Source organism: Nocardiopsis sp. B62 (assembly GCF_018070675.1).
Classification (GTDB): domain Bacteria; phylum Actinomycetota; class Actinomycetes; order Streptosporangiales; family Streptosporangiaceae; genus Nocardiopsis; species Nocardiopsis prasina.
In genome coordinates, this window is sequence record NZ_JAGPXK010000029.1 from 15,215 (window position 1) to 37,743 (window position 22,529).

A 22,529-nucleotide genomic window follows, 5' to 3' on the forward strand; every position below is an offset into this window, starting at 1 on the left:
TCCGGGGCGCAACACCCGCCCCGGCACCGCTCTCTCCGGGTCTGTCCCTGTCGAGATCCTCCCGCTGTCCACACGCTCCCTCAGAGAGGACCAAGGTGTACCCCACGCCTCCCTCAGGCCCCCAGCAGCCCTACGGCCAGGGCCACCCGCCCCAGCACCCGCAGGGTCCGCCCCAGCACCAGCAGGGCGGCTACGGCTACCCCCAGCAGCCGATGCAGCACGGCCACGGCCCCGGCCAGCCCTACGGAGCGCCCGGCGCCCCGCCCCCGCCTCCGCAGTTCCACGGTTCGCCCGGAGCCCCCGACACGATGCCCGGCCCGGCCACCACGGTCCGCGTGCTGATGTTCATCGGCGGTCCGGTCGGCATCCTCCTCGGTCTGATCATCGGGGTGTTCGTCGCACTCGGCGTGGGCGTGGGCGCGGCGGCCGGGACCGCGTCCGAGGCGAGTGGTGCCGAGGTCGCCGGGATGGTGGGAGCCCTTGGCGCCCTCGGAGCCTTCTTCGCGCTGATCCCCCTGGTCTACGGCATCGTCTCGACGACGCTCGCCGCCAGGATGGGCAAGCGCACGAAGGGCCTCTACTGGGGCGTCGTCGTGTTCAACATCGTCTCCGCGCTCCTGCTGGTCCTCAACCTGGTCAGCGCGCTCGCCATGGAGGGTGCGCCCACGTCCCTGCTCCCTCTGGCCTTCCACGCCACGATGACCGGGCTCATGTTCGCCCCGAGGGTGCGTCAGTTCTACGGCGCCTGAGGCGCCTCGTCACGACCCGCCGACCCGGCGGGAGAAGCGTGACCTCCGATGAGGGGCCCGGCGGGAGACCGCCGGGCCCCTCGGCGTTCCCGCACCCGGCCCGGAGCCCTCGCTGGCGGCCCATCGGGGATGCGTCGGTGGCCAGCGGCGATAGCCTTGGAATGGCCGGACCGCCGCCGTTGTCATCAACGGTGCGGGTCCTCGGCGGCCACTGCAAACCATGCGCGCAGACGTGGCGGTCCCCTCTACGATGGGCCCCTACCGACCACGCGTGACCACGGTCCCACCCAGGGACAACCCCGCCGCCACCGGGCGGCGGAGCCAAGCACAGGAGGGCATCAATGGAGACGGCAGAGATCGCGCGCCGCTTCCTCAGTTTCTTCGAGAAGAACGGACACACCGTGGTGCCCTCGGCAAGCCTGATCGCCGAGGACCCCACGCTGCTGCTGGTGCCAGCAGGCATGGTCCCCTTCAAGCCCTACTTCCTGGGTCAGCGCACACCCTCCTACGACACCGCCACCAGCGTCCAGAAGTGCATCCGGACCAAGGACATCGAGGAGGTCGGCAGGACCTCCCGTCACGCCACCTTCTTCCAGATGCTGGGAAACTTCTCGTTCGGTGACTACTTCAAGGAGCGGGCGATCCCGCTGGCGTGGGAGCTCGTCACCACCCCGGTGTCCGAGGGCGGATTCGGGATCGACCCCGACAAGCTGTGGGTGACCGTCTACCTCGACGACGACGAGGCCGCGTCGATCTGGCGCGACAAGGTCGGTGTCCGCCCCGAGCGCATCCAGCGCATGGGCATGGACGAGAACTACTGGGACATGGGAGTGCCCGGTCCCTGCGGCCCCTGCTCCGAGATCTTCTACGACCGCGGCCCCGAGTACGGCGTCGAGGGCGGTCCCGAGGCGGACGAGAACCGCTACATCGAGATCTGGAACCTCGTCTTCATGCAGTACGAGCGGGGTGAGGGCTCCGGCAAGGACTACCCGATCCTCGGCGAACTGCCCAGGAGGAACATCGACACCGGTCTCGGTCTGGAGCGCCTCGCGGCGGTCCTCCAGGGCGTCGACAACATCTACGAGACCGACATCATCGGCCGCGTGCTGCACCGCGCCGCCGAGCTGACCGGCACCGCCTACGGTGACGACCATGACCAGGACGTCATGCTCCGCGTGGTCGCCGACCACGTGCGCAGCGCCGTCATGCTCGTCGGAGACGGCGTCAAGCCCGGCAACGAGAAGGCCGGGTACGTCCTGCGCCGCATCCTTCGCCGTTCGATCCGCAACCTGCGGCTGCTCTCGGGCACCGACTCCTTCTTCCTGCACGATCTGACCGAGGTCAGCATCGACGCGATGAAGGACATCTATCCGGACCTGCTCGACAAGGCCGACGTCATCCACGGCGTGGTCGACAACGAGGAGCGCAACTTCGCGGACACCCTCCGCGCGGGCACCACGCTCTTCGGCCGCGCCGCCGAGCGCACCCGCGCCGCGGGCGGTACCGAGTTCTCGGGTGTGGACGCCTTCCAGCTCCACGACACCTACGGCTTCCCCATCGACCTCACCCTGGAGATGGCGGCCGAGCAGGGTCTGAGCGTGGACGAGGGCGCCTTCCGCGAACTCATGCAGCGCCAGAAGGACACCGCCAAGGCCGACGCCAAGGCGAAGAAGCTCGGCAACGCCGACATCTCGCTCTACGCGCAGATGCACGAGAACGCCGGCAACACCGAGTTCCTGGGCTACACCGAGGCCGAGAGCGACTCCCACGTCAAGGGCATCGTCGTTGACGGCGAGGGCGTCCCCGCCGCGCGCGCGGGCGACAAGGTGGAGATCGTCCTGGACCGCACCCCGTTCTACGGGGAAAGCGGAGGTCAGCTCGCCGACACCGGAACCCTGACCGTCGACGGGCGCGGCGTGGTGGACGTCGAGGACGTCCAGAAGCCGCTCCCGGGCCTGTTCGTGCACCGGGGCACCGTCCGCTCCGGAGAGATCGTCCTGGACGACACCGTGCACGCGGAGATCGACACCGGTCGCCGCCACGCCATCGAACGGTCCCACTCGGCCACCCACCTGATCCACTCGGCGCTGCGCAACGCGATCGGCCCCTCCGCCGGACAGGCCGGTTCGGAGAACCGCCCCGGCCAGCTGCGGTTCGACTTCACCGCCGACAACGCGCTGGGCGGCCAGCGCCTGGCCGAGGTCGAGGAGGAGGTCAACACCGTCCTCGCCGGTGACATCGCGGTCCAGACCGAGGAGAGGAGCCTGGACGAGGCGCTCAGGATGGGCGCCCTGGCCATGTTCGGGGAGAAGTACGGCGACCGCGTCAGGGTCGTGGAGATGAGCGACTACTCGGTCGAGCTCTGCGGCGGCACGCACGTCGGTTCCACCGCCAAGCTCGGCATCGTCAAGCTGCTGGGGGAGTCCTCCATCGGTTCGGGCGTGCGCCGCGTCGAGGCGGCCGTGGGCGTGGACGCCTTCAGGCGCCTGTCCAAGGAGTCGGCCCTGGTCGGTCAGCTCTCCGAGCAGCTCAAGACGCCGCGCGAGGAACTGCCCGAGCGGATCGACACGATGGTCTCGCGGCTGCGCGTCGCCGAGAAGGAGATCGAGAAGCTGCGCGCCGCCCAGGTGCTCCAGGCCGCGGGCGACCTCGCGGCCGGCGCGCGCCGACACGGCTCGGCCCGGGTCGTGGCCGCCGAGGCGCCCGAGGGTGCCAGCGGTGACGACCTGCGCAAGCTGGTCCTGGACGTGCGCGGACGCCTCGGTGAGGACGAGCCCGTGGTCGTGGCGATGACCGCCGTGCCCAAGGACCGTCCCGTCGTGGTGATCGCCGCGAACAAGGCCGCGCAGAAGGCCGGGATCAAGGCGGGCGACCTCGTGGGCGTCGCGGCCCGCGCCCTCGGCGGCGGTGGCGGCGGCAAGCCCGACATCGCCCAGGGCGGCGGCACCGACGCGAGCAAGGTGGACGAGGCCCTGCGCGCCGTGGAGGCGCGCGTCGCGGGCGCCTAGCCGCCTGGGCGCTGGTCCGTCCGACCGCGCCTCGTGGGGCCTTGTGGGTCACGCGGGGCGCGGTCGCCTTTTCGCCACTCCGAACGGGTCAATCACCCCGAGTTGTCGAACCTGTCCGTACAGTTTCGTTATGTGACCAAGCTGACGGTTCCCGAGCCGCCGGGACCCGATCCGACGCACGATGCCGCCGGACGACCCGGTGACACCCGCCCGGGCCCGGTGCGTGACCACTGTGACCTACACTCGGACCGTACGTGTGCGCCCCGGTCCCCGTTGACACGGCCGGACCCGAGGCCCCTGGCCCGGTCCCCGCGCGACCGGGGGCGTTCCATGGGTCAGGCTGCGCACCGTCATCGAATCGGGCATACTGTGGCGCGTCACAGCCGATCACATGGCTGTCTGCGCGGAGATTCCCGCGATCCAGCTGATGAACAGGACCACCGTGTTGAGGATTTCCCAGCAGCGGTGCTGTGCCGTCGACGGTACGGCCCGCGCGAGCAGCGCCCCCAGGCAGGAGGAGGCGTCCTCGTGAGACACGGTGTGCGCCTGGCGATCGATCCGGGCAACGCGCGTATCGGCGTCGCCGCCAGCGACCCCAGCGGCGTGCTGGCCAGCCCGGTCGAGACCATCCCGCGAGGCAGGGGCGACGTGCAGCGCATCGCCCTCCTCGTACTGGAGAAGGAGGCCCGCGAGGTCGTCGTGGGCTACCCTGCTTCACTGTCCGGCCAGGAGGGACCGGCGGCCCGGTCCGCGCGCGAGTTCGCGAACACCCTGGCCCGACTCCTCGACCCCGTCCCCGTCAGGCTCGTGGACGAACGACTCACCACGGTGACCGCCCAGGGACAGCTGCTCTCCGGCGCCTCCTTCGGGAAGAAGGGGGCCAAGGGCGGCCGGGCCCGCCGCTCGGTCATCGACCAGGCGGCCGCCACCGTGCTCTTGCAGAGCGCCTTGGACCAGGAACGGTCAACAGGCCATCCCCCGGGCGAGATCGTCCGTGCAAGCCAGGGAGATTCATGACCGACAGGGATGACTACCCCGATCCCTACCGTGGCCGTGCCGACCGCGAGGGCGGCTACGACTACGACCCGCTGTCCGACCCGCTGCCCGCGCAGCCGCCGTCACGCGGACGTCGGGCGCGCCCCGAGCCCCAGTCCAACCCCTGGGCCGAGCAGCCCGGGACGGGTGAGTTCGGGCACTCCGGACCACCCGCCGGCGATGCCCGCGCCCCCCGGTACGCGGCCCCCGCCCCCGGGGAAGCCGACACGAGCGGCCGGAACGCGCCCGCCCCCGGTCGCCGCCGCAGGGCCGAACCGCCCGCGGACGAGACACCGTGGAACGGCGAACCGCAGGCCGCCGGTCCCCGGCGTTTCGGTGCCGCCGACGCCCTGCGCGGTGGCCGTGCCGCACGCGGCGGGCAGACACCCGAGCACCCCGAGCAGGGTTCCCCCTCGGACACCGGAAGCCACCAGCGACCCAGCGCCGACGCGACCCAGGACGCCCTGGCGGCCCTGGCCAACCTGGGTGGCGCCCAGAACCCCTCACGCGGGACCGGCGCCCCCCAGCCGCCCGCGGACCCCCCGGCACAGGAGCAGCCTCCACGCAGGGCCCGGCGCGCACGCGCCGAGGAGCCCGCGGAGCCGCGTTCCGCCTTCTGGGGCGACGACGCCGACGAACCCGCCCCCGCCTTCCACACGGACCCCCCGGAGGAGGAACCCCAGGGCCGAAGGAGCCGCCGCAAGCGCGCCCAGGAGGCGCAGCCCGAGCCCGTGCGCGACACGGGGGCCTTCCGCGCGCTGGAGCCGGAGGACGAGGAACCCGCGGGTCGTCGCGGTCGTCGCCGCGCCCGCCGTGGAGTGGAGGAGGAGCCCGAGGACACCGGGGCCCTCCGAGCACACGAGCCCGAGTTCGACCAGGAACCCGACCCGGAGCCCGAGGAGCCGGCCGGTCGTCGCGGTCGTCGCCGCGCCCGCCGTGCGGCGGAGGAGGAGCCCGAGGACACCGGGGCCTTCGCCGCCGCGCCGGTCACCGACACCGGTGCCTTCGCGGAGCTGTCCAACCTGGACGAGGACGAGCAGCACCTCACGGACACCGGCTCCTTCCTCGCTCAGGAACCGGAGGACGAGGAGCCCAAGGGGCGTCGCGGCCGTCGTCGCGCCAAGCGGGGGCGCCGGGCCGAACCCGAGCCCGAGCCCGAGGTCGATGAGGAGCCCGAGGAGGACCTCTACGAAGAGGACAGCCTCGAGGACATCGCCGCCTCCTACGGCGACAGCCGCGCCAACCGCAAGCGCGCCAAGCGAGCCAAGGCCGCGCAGGCCGCCCGGCTCAACAAGGGCAAGCCCAGGAAGCGCAGGAAGAGCAAGGGCCTGACGGTCCTGCTCGTCCTGGTCCTGCTGCTCGTGGTCGCGGGTGGCGGTTACGGGGTGGCTCGTGCCTACGTGTTCCCGCCCGACTTCTCCGGTGAGGGTGAGGGCGAGGTCGTCTTCGCCATCGAGGAGGGGCAGAGCGGTACCGCTGTCGCCCAGAGCCTGGTGGACCAGGGCGTGGTCGCGAGTGTGCGGTCCTTCACCAACGCGCTCAGCTCCAGCGAGGGCGACGGACTGGTTCCGGGCACCTACTCCCTGGCCGAGGGCATGAGCGGCGAGAGCGCGGTGGCGGCCCTGCTCGACCCGGAGAACCGTCTCGGCGGGCGGGTCACCATCCGCGAGGGGCTCCGCTCCGACCAGGTGCTCCAGCTCCTGTCCGAGAACACGGGGCTGAGCCTGGAGGAGCTCGAGGAAGCGTACGAACAGACCGACGAGCTCGGCCTGCCCGACTACGCCTCGGAGGGCCCGGCGGGTTACCTGTTCCCGTCCACGTACCGGTTCGAGCCCGACACCGAGGCCCTCTCCATGCTGCGCACGATGGTCACCCAGTACCGGCAGGTCGCCGAGGAGGTGAACCTGGCGTCCCGCGCCGCGGACCTCGGGTACGACTCCAACGAGATCATGGCCATCGCCTCCATCGTCCAAGCGGAGAGCGGCCGGGCCGAGGACATGCCGAAGATCTCCCGGGTGGTGCACAACCGCCTGGACATCGACATGGCGCTCCAGATGGACAGCACCTGCTTCTACGCCATCGGTGAGTACGGCATCGCGCTGAACAACGAACAGCTGATCCAGTGCCGGGACGACACCAGCGGGTTCGACACCTACTACAGCACCGGGCTGATCCCCGGCCCGTTCGTCGCCCCGGGTCAGGAGGCCATCGAGGCCGCACTGGAACCGGCGGACGGTGAGTGGCTGTACTTCGTGGCCACCGACCCGGAGGCTGGTGTCACCGAGTTCGCCGAGACCCACGCGGAGTTCGAAGTCCTCAAGGAACGTTTCCAGGAGACCTACAACGGTGGAAACGAGGAGTGATGCGCGCCGCTGTCCTGGGCTCGCCGGTGGCCCACTCCCTCTCCCCGGTCCTGCACACGGCCGCCTACACGGCGCTGGGCCTGGGCGACTGGTCCTACGGGCTCTTCGAGTGTGACGAGGAGGGGCTGGCCCCGTTCCTCGCTGACCTGGCCCCGGCGGAGTGGGCCGGACTCTCCCTCACCATGCCGCTCAAGCGACGGGCCATGGACCTGGCGGACGAGGTCTCCGACCTGGCCACGGAGGTCGGCGGCGCCAACACCCTGGTCCGCCGGGGGGCGGGGTGGTCGGCGCTGAACACCGACGTCGAGGGGATCGCCGCCGCCCTGACCGAAGGGGGTGTGAGGGTCCCGACCAGCACGCTCGTCCTGGGCGCCGGGGCCACCGCGGCCTCGGCCCTGGCGGCACTGCGGGAGCTGGGCACGACCGGACCGGTCACGATCCTGGCCCGTGACACGGCGCGCACAGGCGAGGTCACGTCGGCGGCCGAGCGCCTCGGCCGCCCCGTCCGGGTGGCGCCGCTGACGGAGATCGAGCACCACCTGGACGCGGACCTCGTGGTCTCCACCCTGCCCTCGGGGGCGACGGACGTGTACGCCACTCGGATCGGGGCCTCCGGGGCCGACCTGTTCGACGTGATCTACGCCCCATGGCCGACCGCCACCGCCTCGGCGGTGGCGGCCCGTGGCGGGCGCGTGGTCGGCGGGTTCCCGATGCTCCTGCACCAGGCCGTCGCCCAGGTCCGCCTGATGACGGGGATCGAGGACGTCCCGGTGGAGCCCATGAGGGCCGCGGGGGAGGCGGAACTGCTCCGGCGCTCCGCCCGGGTCGCCCACTGACCCCCGGCACGGTGGTCGGGCAGTCGCGGGGTCCTGCTATATTGGGTGTCATCGACTTGGTCCGGTGTGTCTGACACACCGGAGCCGCAAGCGGAGATGATCCTCCCACCTACCGGGCCGCGCCCGTGTGGGTCCCGGTCAGACGATGGGCACGCCGCCCCGAGTACGTCGGACACCCGTGTACGGGTTCCGTCGTTCTGGTTCGCGGTTCCGTCGTGAACATCCGGTCGGATCGCCCCGCTTGCACACGCTGGCGGGGTTTTTCGTTTTTGGTGAGACCCCAACGCGGGCGGGTGGCCTGAACAAGCACGGGCGACCCGGTCGAACAGGCCGACCACCACGGGGTGGGCGGCCGGTCCCAGGTAATCCGAGAAAGCTAGGGAGGGGTCTCATCAGCACAGAGCCCCGCATCAATGACCGTATCCGGGTGCCCGAGGTCCGACTCGTCGGACCCAACGGTGAGCAGGTCGGAATCGTCTCCGTGCAGGACGCGCTGCGTCTGGCCCAGGAGTCGGACCTCGACCTCGTCGAGGTCGCGCCGACCGCGCGCCCGCCGGTCGCGAAGCTGATGGACTACGGCAAGTTCAAGTACGAGTCCGCGGTCAAGGCCCGTGAGTCGCGCAAGAACCAGTCGAACACGATCATCAAGGAGATCAAGCTCCGCCCGAAGATCGACCCGCACGACTACGAGACCAAGAAGGGTCACGTCGTTCGGTTCCTCAAGAGCGGGGACAAGGTCAAGGTGACGATCATGTTCCGTGGCCGCGAGCAGTCCAGGCCCGAGCTCGGGCGCAGGCTGCTGGCGCGTCTGGCCCAGGACGTCCAGGATCTTGGCACGGTCGAGTCCCAGCCCAAGCAGGACGGCCGCAACATGGTCATGGTGATCGGTCCGCACAAGCGGCGTTCCGAGCACAAGGCCGAGGCCCGCGCCGCAGCGGGGGACAAGACCCGCCGCGACGAGCGCGACCAGGCGTAAGGCGCCAGGGGGAGTCCCCCACCGCCCGGACGCCGTCCAAGGCGACGACCGGGTGGTGGGGTGGGCTGCGCCCGACCAGTCCGTGATGCACCGGTGTGCGACGGGACCCCGCCGTAGTGGCGGAACAATCGCGGTGTCCGCATCCTGTGCGGGTGCCGCGCCGACGGAGTAGGAGACGACGGCGACATGCCGAAGAACAAGTCCCACAGCGGAGCCAAGGACCGTTTCAAGGTCACCGGCTCCGGCAAGATCATGCGCCGCCGTGCCAACAAGAACCACATCCTTGAGCACAAGACCTCCAAGCGCAAGCGGAAGCTGGGCACGGAGGCCGAGCTCGCTCCGGCCGACACCAAGAACATCAAGAAGCTCCTGGGCAAGTAGCACCGGAGCACCCGTCCTCCTTGGCCAGCCCGTGCGCCCGACCCCGTCGGCGCGCTGAGGCGCCAGGAGGACAACCACCTGAAGCGAACGCGGCCGCTGGGTGCGTCCTGGCCGGACCGGTCGGCGCGCCGTGCGCGCCGGAAGAACCAATGAGGGAGTCACTGTGGCACGCGTGAAGCGGGCTCTCAACGCCAAGAAGAAGCGCAAGGTCGTTCTCGACCGGGCCAGTGGTTACCGCGGGCAGCGCTCGCGTCTGTACCGCAAGGCCAAGGAGCAGATGCTCCACTCGATGACCTACTCCTACCGGGACCGCAAGGACCGCAAGGGGCAGTTCCGTCGTCTGTGGATCCAGCGCATCAACGCCGCCTCCCGCGCTCACGGCCTGACCTACAACCGTCTCATCCAGGGTCTGAAGCTGGCCGAGATCGAGGTCGACCGTCGCATGCTGGCCGAGCTGGCCGTCAACGACGAGGCCGCCTTCGCCGTCCTGGTGGAGAAGGCCAAGCAGGCCCTCCCCACCACCGCCGCGGCCTAGCGGGCAGTCGGAAGAACCAGACGGGTAGCGATGGCGAGCCACGAGTTCACGAGTGTCCGGTCACCCAGGATCAAGGGGGTTCGGCGGCTCGCCAAGCGCACCTTCCGTCAGCGTGAGCGGCGCTTCCTCGCGGAGGGGCCGCAGGCCGTACGGGAGGCCCTGGCCGCCGTCAACGGCGGCCACGGGCGGTCCCCCTACAACGGGGCCGCCCATGGCGTCGCCGAGGTCTACGCCACGGCGGAGGCCATGCAGCGCCACATCGACCTGATGGACGCCGCCCACACAGCGGGCGTGCCCACCCACCGGGTCAGTCTCGACGTGATGTCCGAACTGGCGCAGACCATCACCCCGCAGGGGGTCATCGCGGTCTGCGAGTTCGTCGACGTCCCCTTGGAGAGCGTCTCCAACGCGCGGCTCGCCGTCGTCCTCTCCCACGTGCGCGACCCCGGCAACGCCGGTACGGTCCTGCGCACCGCCGACGCGGCCGGAGCCGACGTCGTCATCTTCACCGACGCCTCGGTGGACCCCTACAACGGCAAGTGCGTGCGCGCCTCCGCCGGAAGCCTGTTCCACCTGCCCGTGGTGGTGGGGGTGCCGGTGGCCCAGGCGGTGGACTTCCTGCACGGCGTCGGGGCCAAGGCCTGGGCGGCCGACGGCAGCGGCGACCGCGACCTGCACCAGCTTGCCGACGACGGCGACCTGGACGGCCCGGTCGGCTGGGTCTTCGGCAACGAGGCCTGGGGTCTGCCGGAGGAGATCGTCCAGCTCACGGACGGCGCGGTCAGCGTCCCGATCTACGGCGGGGCCGAGAGCCTGAACCTGGCCACGGCCGCGGCGGTCTGTCTGTACACGACCGCCCGCCAGCAGCGCCGCGCCTGAGCCACCCCAGCAGGTCCGGCAGCACGGCCCCCCGGTCTACGGCGGGGCCGAAAGGCTGGATCCGGTCCCGTTCCTGACGGTCCCCTGGCGAGTTCTCACGCGGCTCCGGGGGCGTCGCCCCCGAACCCGTTCAGCCGACTCTCCGGCGTGGCGGAACCGCGCCCGATCATCACTCCGCGTCACCTTCGGGTGGCTGACCCGGGGTGGAGCGTGGGGCGGTGTACACGCTCGGTAACAGGTCGCCTCAACCATCCGAAATGCACGTGCACGGGGTTCGAGTGTCGATAGGGTCGGGCCAGTACGACGGTGGTTCACGCGCATCCCGCTTGTCCACCCCCGCCCGATCCCTGTCACGGGTGGGACGGTGCGCGTGTCCGCCACGACACGACGGGCTTGACGACAGGGCGTGAGCACACGGAGCCCGAACGCTGCGGCGGGCGTGCCCCGGAGCCGACGTGCGTCCGACCATCTCGGACGGCGGTGACGGAACCGGTGGCCGTCTCCCGGGTTCCGGGTGACTCCGTATCCCGGGTCATCAGGCGTACCAGGTGGGAGTGCAGGGTAGATCTGCGGTGGTGTCCGGGGAGTTCAGCCCACGGGCACGACCGGTCAGCGATCCCGACCCAGGAGTCCTGTGGTCGCGGACCTTCGGAGGGGAGCGGGGAGAGGCGTGGGCAGCGGCCGACACGTGGGCCAACCGGCGGAGGACTCTGACGGTGCGGCGGCGCGACCCTCAAAGGACCCCGTCCCAGGGCAAGGACACACCACCGACGTCCCGGCCGACAGGGAGGGCGTCCAGGGAGCGGACCCCCGTGGCGGGCGTCGCCGCGGTGCCGCGTCCGCTCTGTGGGAGGTCGACACCGCCTCTGCGGCCGACGGTCCGCCCCTGCACGCCGACGACCTGCCCGACGGAGTGGTCGTCGCTGACGCGGGGGGAAGGGTCGTCCTCTTCAACACCCTCGCTGCGCAGCTGACCGGGGTTTCCGCGGCCTCCGCGATCGGCCGGGACTTTCGCGCCGCCCTGCCACTGAAGGGTCTGGACGGTCACAACTGGTGGGAGTCCAGCGACCCCTACGGAGGCGACCGCGAACGCACCCGCCAGCCCGAGCGCGTGCTCTGCCTGCCCGACGAACGCGAGATCCTCGTCTCCGCCCGCTACGTGCGGGCCCGGCCCGGGGGGGACCTCGTGCGCCTGGTCCTCACAGTCAGGGACGCCTCCGCCCGCTCCGAGCGCTCCCGTGCCGACCTCGTTTCCGAGGTCGCGCACGAGCTGCGCTCCCCGCTCACCAGCGTGAAGGGCTTCACCTCCACCCTGCTCAACAAGTGGGAACGGCTCACCGACAAGCAGAAGCTGTTCATGCTGGAGACCGTCAATGCCGACGCCGACCGCGTCACCCGGCTCATCCACGACCTCCTGGACGTCTCCCGCATCGAGTCCGGCCGCCTGGAGGTGCACCGCCAGGTCGTCGACCTGCCCGCGGCCGTGCGCCGTCTGGTCGCCAGCCGTGTCGCCTCCGGCTACGCCGAGGAGCGCTTCCGGGTCGAAGCCCGCGGAGAACTCCCGCAGATGTGGCTGGACTCCGACAAGTTGGAACAGATCCTCTCCAACCTCGTGGAAAACGGGGTGCGGCACGGCGCTGGTACTGTCAGTGTCGTGATCGAGCCGTGTGAAGGAGGAGCAGCGGTGTCGGTGCGCGACGAAGGCCAGGGCATAGCACCCGAGACCGTTCCGCGCGTCTTCCGTCAGTTCTGGCGCGGGAAGCGCCGTGGCGGAACCGGCCTCGGACTGTTCATCGTCAAGGGCCTCGTCGAGGCCCACGGCGGCACGATCACCGTCGGACGCGCCCCCAACGGCGGCGCCGAGTTCCGATTTACCGTGCCCGCCGGGACGCCCGAGTTCGTCTGAGCCCTCAGACCCTTCGGCCCCCCGGTGGGCGCACGTGGCATGTCCCGGACCCCGCGACGGAAACCTTCCCGGGCTGCCCGAAACCGCCTGTGCTTTTCCTGTCGGCTTCGTCCGCCCCCGTGCGGACCGTGACTGCCGCGCCGGTCCCCGCTTTCCGTGGAGGGCCGGTGACGGCGAGGCAACCAACCATGTCTGCACCGAACAATTCCTTCGACCCGGTCGAGGTGACCTCCCTGCACCCCGACGAGGTCGCCCGCATGCGCGAGGAGGCCCTGGCCGCCATCGAGGCCGCCGCCGACCTCGCCGAACTCAAGGAGGTCCGGCTCGCGCACGCCTCCGACCGCTCCCCGCTGGCTCTGGCCAACCGGGAGATCGGCGCCCTGCCCCCGGCCGCCAAGGCCGACGCGGGCAAGCGCGTCGGCGGCGCCCGACGCGACGTCGGGCAGGCCCTCAAGGCCCGCCAGGCGGTGCTGGAGACCGAGCGCGACGAGCGCGTCCTCGTGGAGGAGCGCGTCGACGTCACCCTGCCCTGGGACCGCACGCCCCGCGGGGCCCGCCACCCGCTGACCACCGTCGCCGAGCGCATGACCGACGTCTTCGTCGGCATGGGCTTCGAGGTCGCGGAGGGTCCCGAGGTCGAGGCGGAGTGGTTCAACTTCGACGCCCTCAACTTCCAGCCCGACCACCCGGCCCGCAGCATGCAGGACACCTTCTTCGTCGAGGGTCCCGACGGCGGCGAGTCCGGCCTGGTCATGCGCACCCACACCTCCCCGGTCCAGATCCGCGCGCTGCTCTCGCGCGAGCTGCCCGTGTACGTGGTCGCGCCCGGCAAGACCTTCCGCACCGACGAGCTGGACGCCACGCACAGCCCGGTCTTCCACCAGCTGGAGGGGCTGGTCGTCGACAAGGGGATCACCCTGGCGCACCTGCGCGGCGCCATCGACGCGTTCGTGGAGTCCGTCTTCGGTGAGGGCCTGCGGACCCGCTTCCGCGCGTCCTACTTCCCCTTCACCGAGCCCTCCGCCGAGGTGGACATCGAGTGCTTCGTCTGCCGGGGCGCCTCCGTGGGCGACCCCGACCGGCCCTGCCGAACCTGCTCCAGCGAGGGCTGGATCGAGATCGGCGGCTGCGGCGTGGTCAACCCGCGTGTGCTCACCGCCGCCGGCGTGGACCCCGAGGTCCACAGCGGCTGGGCCTTCGGCCTGGGAATCGAACGGACACTGATGTTCGCGCACGGGGTGCGCGACATGCACGACATGGTCGAGGGCGACATCCGCTTCACCTCGGCCTTCGGGAGTGAGAACTGATGCGCGTCCCCCTGACCTGGCTGCGTGAGTACGTCGAGCTTCCGGCCGACGTCTCCGCCCGTGACCTCGCCTCCCGGCTGACGCTGGCCGGGCTGGAGGTCGAGACCGTCGACGAGCTCGGCTCCGACCTGACCGGCCCCGTCGTCTTCGGACGGGTGCTGGAGATCGAGGAGCTCACCGGCTTCAAGAAGCCCATCCGCTACTGCAGGGTGGACGTCGGCTCGGCCAACGGCACCGGCGAGCCGCAGGAGATCGTCTGCGGCGCCCGCAACTTCGCCGAGGGCGACCTCGTCGTGGTGTCCCTGCCCGGAGCGGAACTGCCCGGCGGTTTCCGGATCGGTGCCCGCAAGACCTACGGGCGGATGTCGGCGGGCATGATCTGCTCGGCCACCGAACTCGGCCTGTGGGAGGACCACGAGGGCATCGTCGTGCTGCCCGAGGGCTTCGCCGAGATCGGTGCCGACGCCATCGCCGCCCTCGGCCTGCGCGAGGACGTCCTCGACATCGCCGTCACCCCGGACCGCGGGTACGCGCTGTCCCTGCGCGGCGTGGCGCGTGACGTCGCCGCGCTGTACGGGGTCGCGCTCCACGACCCCGCCGACGTCACCGTCGCCGGGACCACCGGCCCCGGCCACCCGGGTTCGGTCGAGGACCCCGCGCGCTGCGACCGCCTCGTGCTGCGCGGCGCCACCGGCTTCGACCCGCAGGCCCCAACCCCGCTGTGGATGAGGCGCCGACTGCACCAGAGCGGGGTCCGCCCCGTCTCCCTGGCCGTGGACGTCACCAACTACGTGATGCTCGAACTCGGTCAGCCGCTGCACGCCTGGGACCGGGACCGCGTCAACGGCGCGATCCGGGTCCGCCAGGCCGCGGCGGGGGAGAAGCTGGAGACCCTGGACCACGTCCAGCGCTCCCTGGACTCCGACGACATCGTCATCGCCGATGACTCCGGCGCCCAGGCCGTCGCCGGTGTGATGGGCGGGCTCGACACCGAGATCGGCCCGGACTCCACCAGCGTCCTGGTCGAGGCGGCTCACTTCGACGCCATGAGCATCGCGCGCGCCTCCCGGCGGCACCAGCTCTCCTCGGAGGCCTCCCGCCGCTTCGAACGCGGCATCGACGCCGCCGGGCAGCTGGTCGCCGCCACCCGAGCTGTGGAGCTGCTGGCCGAGCTCGGCGGTGCCACGGTCGAGACCGCCTACACGGTGGTCGACGAGAGCACCCCGCGCGAGCCCATCGTCATCCGGGCCTCCCACGCCTCGGGCGTGGCGGGCGTCGACTACCCCGAGGGCACCAGCGAGCGGTGGCTGCGCGCCGTGGGCTGCGCGGTCGAGACGGACGGGGACCTGCTGCGGGTCACCCCGCCCACCTGGCGGCCCGACATCACCGACCCCAACGACCTCGCCGAGGAGATCATCCGCTTCGAGGGGTACGAGAACATCCCCTCGATCCGGCCCAGCGGTTCGGGACGGGGCCTGACCTCCAGCCAGCGCCTGCGCCGGGCGGTCGGCCGGGTTCTGGCCGACACCGGTTTCAACGAGGTGCTCTCGTACCCGTTCACCGCCGAGCGCGACCTCGACGGCCTGCAGCTGGCCGCCGACGACCCGCGCCGTGCGTCACTGCGCCTGGCCAACCCGCTCAACGAGGAGGAGCCGCTGCTGCGGACCACCCTCCTGCCGGGGCTGTTCAAGGCGCTGACCCGCAACGTGGGCCGGGGCCTCACCGACGTCGCGCTGTTCGAGACGGGTCTGGTGTACCTGCCGGTTCCCGGCGCCACCCGCGCTCCGATCCTGCCGGTGAACCGTGGTCCGAGCGCCGAGGAGCTCGCGCTCGTCGACGCCGCCCTGCCCGAGCAGCCGCGCCGCGTGGGCGTGGTCATCACCGGTGACGCCGAGCGCGCCGGCTGGTGGGGCGAGGGACGCGCGGCCACTTGGGCCGACGCGATCCAGGCCGCCCGCGACGTCGCCCGTGTCGCCGGGGTCGACCTGGAGATCGAGGCCGACGCCCGCGCGCCGTGGCACCCCGGCCGCTGCGCGGCCCTGTACGTGCGGGTCGAGGGCGAACGGGTGCTCGTCGGCCACGCCGGTGAGCTGCACCCGAGGGTCGTCAAGGCGTTCGGGCTGCCGGAGCGCACCGCCGCCGCGGAGATCGACCTCGACGGCGTCGAGCGGGCCCGAACGGACTCGCCCGCGCCGACGGTGTCGACCTACCCGGTGGCCACCCAGGACGTGGCCCTGGTCGTCGACGCCTCGGTGCCGGTCGGCCGGATCAGCGAGGCTCTGGCCGAGGGGGCGGGCCCGCTGCTGGAGAGCGTGCGGCTGTTCGACGTCTACACCGGCGAGCAGGTCGGGGAGGGCCGCCGGTCCGTGGCCTTCGCGCTGCGGTTCCGGGCCGAGGACCGGACGCTGACGGCCGAGGAGGCGGGGGCCGCGCGTGACGCCGCCGTCGCCCTGGCCACCGAGCGCACCGGCGCGGTCCTGCGCGGCTGATCCCGGCCGGCTCCGGTCCGAAGGGGCCCGGGGTCGCGGGAAGGGTGGGGCGGGTACTCCCTGAGGAGGAGGACCCGCCCCACCCTTCTGTGTTACGACAGGGGGAGCGGGGTCCGGACACCGCCGAGAAGGAAGGACCACGTCCGCCACCTGTTGTGAAACGCGCGGCGGCGGCGTTCGGATTTCAAGGAAATTGCAACCACGTCTTTCCAGCGTAGTAAGGGTTTTAGCGCGAGGCGCCGGGGGTAGCCGGAATGAAGTTTGGGTTTCGGGGCATGAAAGCTCGTTTTGGCTCTTGCTGTGGAGCGGCATGAGAACTTAGCCTGCGAGTACCTGCCACGACCTGGGCGCCCCAGGAAGGGGTCAGATCCGTTTTCCGCTGCGCGTTCTCGCGCATGTCACGGCTCGGAGGTCGCCATATGACCGAAACGGTTGTCTCGTCCGCGCTCGCTCCCAAGGAACACCGGGAGCCCAGCCGCCTCTGGCATACCTTCTGTGATATGAACACCGTGGCCAAGGGCCCGGAGTTCGTCGTGTCCCGCGCCGAGGGCGTTTGGCTCTGGGACCAGTTCGGTGACCGCTACCTGGACGGCACCGCCAGTCTCTGGTACTCCAACGTCGGGCACGGTCGCGCGGAGATCGCGGACGCGGTCCACCGACAGATGAGCACCCTGGACGCCTACACCGTCTACGGGGACTTCGCCAACGTACCCGCGATGGAGCTGAGCGACCGCCTCGCAGCCCACGCCCCGGTCGACGACCCGCGCATCATCCTCACCTGCGGGGGAGGGGAGTCGATCGACACCGCCGCCAAGCTGGCACGGGCCTACTGGGCCACGCAGGGCCAGCCGGAGCGGCAGCACCTGATCAGCCGCACCGGGGGCTACCACGGCCTCAACGGTTTCGGCACGAGCATCATCGGCATGGAGCGTTTCCGTTCCGGCTACGGGAACCTCATCGAGGACACCTCGGTGGTCCCGCACGACTCCGCCGCCGCTCTGGAGGCCGAGATCCTGCGGGTCGGGGCGGACCGGGTGGCCGCCTTCTTCGCGGAGCCGGTGATCGGTGCGGGCGGGGTCTTCCTGCCTCCGGAGAACTACTTCGCCGACGTGGCGCGGATCTGTCGGAAGTACGGTGTCCTCTTCGTCGTGGACAGCGTGATCTGCGGCTTCGCGCGCATGGGGAACTGGTTCGGGATCGAGCGGTTCGGGGTCAGCCCGGACATGATCGTCTTCGCCAAGGGCGTCTCCAGCGGATACCTGCCGCTGGGCGGGGTCGTGGTCAACGGTCGCGTGGCCGATCCCTTCTGGAACGAGGAGGGAAACCCGTTCCTGCACGGAACCACCTACGCCGGGCACCCGTCGGCCTGCGCCGCTGCCATGGCCAACCTGGACATCCTGGAGCGCGAGGACCTGTTCACGGTCTCCCGTGAGGTGGAGACCCACCTGGACTCCGCGCTGCGCGGCCTGGCCGACCACCCGCTGGTGGCCGAGGTCCGTTCCGGGATGGGGGTGATGGGCGCGGTGGAGCTCACCGAGGAGGCCCTCACCGAGCGCGGGATCACCACGGCGGAGGTCTTCGCCGAGGCCCGTATGCGGGGCGTCATCGTCCGGCCGGTCCCGAAGGCCCTGCTGGTCTCGCCGCCCCTGGTCATCACCTGGGAGCAGGTGGAGCACCTGACGTCCACCCTGTCGGCGGCCCTGGACGCGGTCATGGCCCGACACTGACGAGGGGGAGCCCGGTCACTCCGGGCTCCCCGGAAGAAGGACCCACAGCAGGATCCGAGGAACCCACCGGTGCACGGCGCCGGTGGGTTGGTTATTTTCCCAGGAAACCTCTGTCAGGTGCTCGTATCGTGCAGTAATATTTACTGGGAAGATACTTCTTCGGGGGTGCGTGTGGACGAGGCCCCCGGTCACACGACAGGGAGCGGTCCATGACGGCACAGAGCGACGCCACGGAGGAGCGGGACGGTGCGGACACCGTCGAACCGCAGGACTCCGGGGCCAGCGACGACGACCTGATCACGGCCTGGGGGCTGGTGCACGAGGCGATGAACGCGATCCAGCCTCGCCTTCTGCACGGGATCACTCCGGACGGCAAGGACATGGCCGGGCCGTGGTTCGAGGTCCTCATCCGCCTCCAGCGCACCCCGGGGCACCAGCTGCCGATGAGCCGCCTGGCCCGCGAGGTCAGTCTCAGCACGGGTGGCTTCACCAAGCTGGCCGACCGCTTGGAGAAGGAGGGCTACCTGGAACGACACAACTGTGCGAGCGATCGCCGGGTCGTCTACGCCACCCTCACCGAGGAGGGGCTGGAGTTCATCGTCGCCGCACGGGTGAGACACGTCGAACGCCTCAGGGAGCACGTCCTCGCACCGCTCGGTGAGACGGGGGTTCGACAACTCGCCGCCATCGCGCGTACGCTCCGTGACAGTGCCCGCGGCTGACGCGAGCCCGAATGAGGACTCTGCGTAGTCGAATCCCCACTCAGTGGTGTGGCGATCCACGTGAATGTGCAGAAAACATCCCATCCGCGTTCGTTCCCATGTAGGTTGGCCAGAGATTCGGGGGCCCAACGCGGGGTGGGTCGGGAGCACTGAGGTTCCGGGGGGAATGATGAGGCTGTTCACCACTGCTGCCCAGATGAGGCCCATTCCCCGGTCCTCTCGCTTCGCCAACGGCGGTGTCTCCTTCTGGTTCCGGGAGGACGGTCTGCCCGAGCGCAGAGCCCCGCTCCCCGGCGACGCCGACTACGACGTCTGCGTGGTCGGAGCCGGGTACACGGGCCTGTGGGCCGCCTACTACCTCAAGAAGGACCAGCCCGACCTGCGCGTCTGTGTCGTCGAGCGGGAGTTCGCCGGGTTCGGGGCCTCGGGGCGTAACGGAGGGTGGCTGTCCGCCGAGTTCTCCGGCTCCCAGGAAGACTACGCACGGTCACATGGCAAGCCCGCCATGATCGCCCTCCAGCGCGCCCTGATGAACACCGTGGACGAGGTCGTCTCGGTCGCCGAGACCGAGGGGATCGAAGCGGACGTCGTCAAGGGCGGCATGCGCGTGGTCGCCAGCAACCCCGCCCAGCGCGAACGCCTCCAGGCCCACATCGACTACCTCCAGGACTGGGGGTACTGGCCGGACGACATCCACATGGTGGACCTGGACCACGCGCCCCCGATCGCGGTCGAGGGCGCCGTCGCGGCCGCCTACTCACCGCACGCCGCCCGTGTCCAACCGGCCAGACTGGTCACCGGCCTGGCCAGGGCGGTCGAGGCCCTGGGCGTGGAGATCTTCGAGGACACCCCGGTGACGGAGATCCGACCCCGTCAGGGCTCCGAGCGCCCGTCCGTGGTCACCGAGCACGGCACCGTCCGCGCCGACCACGTACTGCGGGCCACCGAGGGCTTCACCTCCACCCTGCGCGGTCAGCGCCGCCGGTGGCGCCCCATGTACTCCTCGATGATCGTCACCGAGCCGATCCCCGCCGACCTGTGGGAACGCATCGGTTGGCAGGGCCGTGAGCTCCTGCGCGACTCCGCCCACTCCTACGTCTACGCCCAGCGCACCGCCGACGACCGCATCGCCATCGGTGGCCGGGGCGCGCCCCATCGCCTCGGCGCCTCGGAGGACAACGAGGGCGCCACCGCGCCGCAGGCCATCGCTGAGCTCTGGCGCTCGCTGACCGGCATGTTCCCCGACGTCGCCGACGCTCCGATCGAGCACGCCTGGTCGGGTGTGCTCGGTGTGCCCCGGGACTGGTCGCCGACGGTGAACCTGGACGCCGAGTCCGGACTGGGCTGGGCGGGCGGCTACTCCAGCAGCGGGGTCTCCACGAGCAACCTGGCCGGTCGAACCCTGCGCGACCTGGTCCTGGGGCGCAGCACCGACCTCACCCGCCTGCCGTGGGTCGGTCACGAGGTGCGCGGCTGGGAGCCCGAGCCGCTGCGCTGGATGGGGACCCAGGTCGTGCGCGGGCTGTACCGCACCGCGGACCGCCGCGAGTCCCGGACCGAGGGGGGCCACACCTCCCGCCTGGCCGATCTGGCCACCCGGATGCCCGGCAACTGACCCGAGCGCCCCACCCCGGCCGCGCCCCCGCCGCACCCGCCGCACCCTCCTGGTACACCCCCCGCTTCGGCCGCCACCAGTTGCATAAACTTACACTGGCATGCATGATGGTTCAGTCCAAGCGAGAAGAGAGGGTCTCACCATGGGATACACAGCGGCCATCGCCGGAGCCAGCGGCTACGCCGGAGGCGAGCTGCTGCGTCTGCTCCTGGGACACCCCGACATCGAGATCGGCGCCCTCACCGCGGGCAGCAACGCCGGGACCCCCCTGATCCAGCACCAGCCCCACCTGCTGCCGCTCGCCGACCGCACCCTCGTGCCCACCACCGTCGAGGAACTGCGCGGCCACGACGTCGTCTTCCTCGCCCTGCCGCACGGCCAGTCCGCCGACATCGCCCAACAGCTCGGCGACGACGTCCTCGTCGTGGACTGCGGAGCCGACTTCCGCCTCGACGACGCCGCCGCCTGGGAACGCTTCTACGGCACTCCCCACGCGGGGACCTGGCCCTACGGCCTGCCCGAGCTGCCCGGACAGCGCGACCGCCTCACCGGCGCCCGGCGGATCGCCGTCCCCGGCTGCCACGTCACCGTCGCCACCCTCGGCCTCTTCCCCAGCCTGGCCCAACAGCTGGTCGAGACCGACCTCACCGTCGTCGCTGTCACCGGCACCTCCGGCGCGGGCAAGGCACCCAAGCCCAACCTCGTCGGCAGCGAGGTCATGGGCGCCCTCAGCCCCTACGGAGTCGGCGGTGCCCACCGGCACAACCCGGAGATCATCCAGAACCTCACCTCTGTCAGCGGCGAACCGGTCCGGCTCTCCTTCACTCCGGTCCTGGCCCCCCTGCCCCGAGGCATCCTCGCCACCTGCACCGCGCCCCTCAAGCCCGGGGTCACAGCCGACCAGGTCCGCGCCGCCTACGAGACCACCTACGCCGACGAACCCTTCGTCCACCTGCTTCCCGAGGACACCTGGCCCAACACCGCCATGACCCTCGCCGCCAACACCACGCTCGTGCAGGTCACCGTGGACGCCGACGCGGGCCGCATGGTCGCCGTCGCCGCCCTGGACAACCTCACCAAGGGCACCGCGGGCGGAGCGGTCCAGAGCACCAACCTCGCCCTGGGCCTGCCCGAGACCACCGGCCTCCCGCTCGCCGCGGTCGCGCCCTAGGGGAGGGGGGCCGACATGAGTGTCACCGCACCCCAGGGGTTCCGCGCAGCCGGTGTCACCACCGGCACCGGCGAGGACCACGCCCGGGACGTCGCCGTCGTCGTCAACGACGGCCCCTCACGCGCGGCCGGGGCCGTCTTCACCGACCACCCCGACCCCGCCGCACCCGTCCTGTGGACCCGACAGGTCGTCTCGGGCGGCCGCGTCCGCGCGGTCGTCCTCAACGCGGGCAGCGCCAACGCCGCCACCGGCCCGCTCGGCTTCCAGACGGCCCACGCCGAGGCCGAGCACACCGCCGAGCTGCTGGCGGACTCGGCGGCCGAGATCGCGCTCTGCTCCGCCGGTGAGGTCGGGGCCGTCCCACCGGCCGCCACCCTCAACTCCGCAGTGGCGGACGCGCTCGCCCAAGCGGCGCGGGGCGGCGGACTCTCCGCCGCCGACGCCATCCGCACCGACGACACCGTGGCCAAGTTCGCCTTCCGGAGAGGCGGGGGAGTCACCGTCGGAGGCATGGCCAAGGGCCCCGACGCCTCCGTTGACTCGGCGCTGTGCGTCCTGACCACCGACGCCGCCCTCAGCCCCGAACAGTGCCAGCGCCTGGTCGGCGACGCGGCCGCCTCGGCCCTCGCCCCGCTGACCGGCACCAACGACACCGTCCTGTTGCTCGCCAGCGGCGCCGCCCCGGCCACCCCGGACGAGTCGGAGATCGCCCTCCTGCTCACCGGGGTCTGCGAGGAACTCGCCGCCCAGATCGCGGCGGACGCACCCGCACCCGTCACCGCCGAACCCGGCGCCCCCGAGGACAGGCAGGCCCACCAGTGAACTCCGCG

At 71.3% G+C, this 22,529-nt stretch carries 18 protein-coding genes; 17 read left to right on the forward strand and 1 reads right to left on the reverse strand.

Annotated elements, in window-relative coordinates:
* Positions 1 to 95: 95 nt before the first annotated feature.
* Positions 96 to 749 (forward strand): hypothetical protein, encoded by a 654-nt coding sequence (locus tag KBX21_RS22660; protein ID WP_210843563.1) that lies wholly within the window; start codon positions 96 to 98, stop codon positions 747 to 749.
* Positions 750 to 1,090: 341 nt separating this feature from the next.
* Complete coding sequence (alaS, locus tag KBX21_RS22665) at positions 1,091 to 3,757, forward strand: alanine--tRNA ligase (RefSeq protein WP_210843566.1); 2,667 nt, start codon at positions 1,091 to 1,093, stop codon at positions 3,755 to 3,757.
* 387 nt (positions 3,758 to 4,144) lie between these two features.
* Here alaS and KBX21_RS22670 read toward each other — a convergent pair whose 3' ends face one another.
* Positions 4,145 to 4,294 (reverse strand): hypothetical protein, encoded by a 150-nt coding sequence (locus KBX21_RS22670; protein WP_169336572.1) that lies wholly within the window; start codon positions 4,292 to 4,294, stop codon positions 4,145 to 4,147.
* Here KBX21_RS22670 and ruvX point away from each other — a divergent pair.
* The 15 genes from ruvX (at position 4,286) to KBX21_RS22745 (ending at position 22,521) form a co-directional block, all read left to right on the forward strand.
* Positions 4,286 to 4,774, forward strand: a complete 489-nt coding sequence (gene ruvX, locus KBX21_RS22675) for a Holliday junction resolvase RuvX (RefSeq protein ID WP_049565729.1) — start codon at positions 4,286 to 4,288, stop codon at positions 4,772 to 4,774. The two genes, KBX21_RS22670 and ruvX, sit on opposite strands and share 9 nt — an antisense overlap.
* Positions 4,771 to 7,155 (forward strand): endolytic transglycosylase MltG, encoded by a 2,385-nt coding sequence (gene mltG / locus KBX21_RS22680; RefSeq protein WP_210843570.1) that lies wholly within the window; start codon positions 4,771 to 4,773, stop codon positions 7,153 to 7,155. The genes ruvX and mltG overlap by 4 nt, the downstream gene beginning before the upstream one ends.
* Complete coding sequence (locus KBX21_RS22685; protein WP_210843572.1) at positions 7,155 to 7,991, forward strand: shikimate dehydrogenase; 837 nt, start codon at positions 7,155 to 7,157, stop codon at positions 7,989 to 7,991. The genes mltG and KBX21_RS22685 overlap by 1 nt, the downstream gene beginning before the upstream one ends.
* 409 nt (positions 7,992 to 8,400) lie before the next feature.
* Positions 8,401 to 8,967 (forward strand): translation initiation factor IF-3, encoded by a 567-nt coding sequence (gene infC, locus KBX21_RS22690; protein WP_307869254.1) that lies wholly within the window; start codon positions 8,401 to 8,403, stop codon positions 8,965 to 8,967.
* A gap of 186 nt (positions 8,968 to 9,153) precedes the next feature.
* Positions 9,154 to 9,348, forward strand: coding sequence for a 50S ribosomal protein L35 (rpmI, locus tag KBX21_RS22695; RefSeq protein WP_017546591.1), 195 nt, complete (start codon positions 9,154 to 9,156; stop codon positions 9,346 to 9,348).
* Between the two features lie 163 nt (positions 9,349 to 9,511).
* Entirely contained in the window at positions 9,512 to 9,883 is a 372-nt protein-coding gene (rplT, locus tag KBX21_RS22700; RefSeq protein ID WP_026117095.1) for a 50S ribosomal protein L20, read from the forward strand.
* A gap of 30 nt (positions 9,884 to 9,913) precedes the next feature.
* Positions 9,914 to 10,762 carry an RNA methyltransferase gene (locus KBX21_RS22705; protein ID WP_049579230.1) on the forward strand — a complete coding sequence of 283 codons (849 nt, stop codon included), beginning with the start codon at positions 9,914 to 9,916 and terminating at the stop codon, positions 10,760 to 10,762.
* Positions 10,763 to 11,432: 670 nt separating this feature from the next.
* Entirely contained in the window at positions 11,433 to 12,668 is a 1,236-nt protein-coding gene (locus KBX21_RS22710) for an ATP-binding protein (RefSeq protein WP_049579228.1), read from the forward strand.
* A gap of 188 nt (positions 12,669 to 12,856) precedes the next feature.
* Positions 12,857 to 13,975, forward strand: coding sequence for a phenylalanine--tRNA ligase subunit alpha (pheS, locus tag KBX21_RS22715; protein WP_049579225.1), 1,119 nt, complete (start codon positions 12,857 to 12,859; stop codon positions 13,973 to 13,975).
* Positions 13,975 to 16,464 carry a phenylalanine--tRNA ligase subunit beta gene (gene pheT / locus KBX21_RS22720; RefSeq protein WP_210843574.1) on the forward strand — a complete coding sequence of 830 codons (2,490 nt, stop codon included), beginning with the start codon at positions 13,975 to 13,977 and terminating at the stop codon, positions 16,462 to 16,464. Before pheS ends, pheT begins: the two co-directional genes overlap by 1 nt.
* Positions 16,465 to 16,964: 500 nt before the next feature.
* Positions 16,965 to 18,191 (forward strand): aspartate aminotransferase family protein, encoded by a 1,227-nt coding sequence (locus KBX21_RS22725; protein ID WP_049579221.1) that lies wholly within the window; start codon positions 16,965 to 16,967, stop codon positions 18,189 to 18,191.
* Positions 18,192 to 18,400: 209 nt separating this feature from the next.
* Complete coding sequence (locus KBX21_RS22730; RefSeq protein ID WP_199776680.1) at positions 18,401 to 18,913, forward strand: MarR family transcriptional regulator; 513 nt, start codon at positions 18,401 to 18,403, stop codon at positions 18,911 to 18,913.
* Positions 18,914 to 19,109: 196 nt separating this feature from the next.
* Positions 19,110 to 20,528, forward strand: coding sequence for an FAD-binding oxidoreductase (locus KBX21_RS22735; protein ID WP_247666184.1), 1,419 nt, complete (start codon positions 19,110 to 19,112; stop codon positions 20,526 to 20,528).
* A gap of 142 nt (positions 20,529 to 20,670) precedes the next feature.
* Complete coding sequence (gene argC, locus KBX21_RS22740) at positions 20,671 to 21,699, forward strand: N-acetyl-gamma-glutamyl-phosphate reductase (protein ID WP_210843578.1); 1,029 nt, start codon at positions 20,671 to 20,673, stop codon at positions 21,697 to 21,699.
* Between the two features lie 15 nt (positions 21,700 to 21,714).
* Positions 21,715 to 22,521 carry a bifunctional ornithine acetyltransferase/N-acetylglutamate synthase gene (locus KBX21_RS22745; RefSeq protein WP_210843580.1) on the forward strand — a complete coding sequence of 269 codons (807 nt, stop codon included), beginning with the start codon at positions 21,715 to 21,717 and terminating at the stop codon, positions 22,519 to 22,521.
* The last annotated feature ends 8 nt before the right edge of the window (positions 22,522 to 22,529 follow it).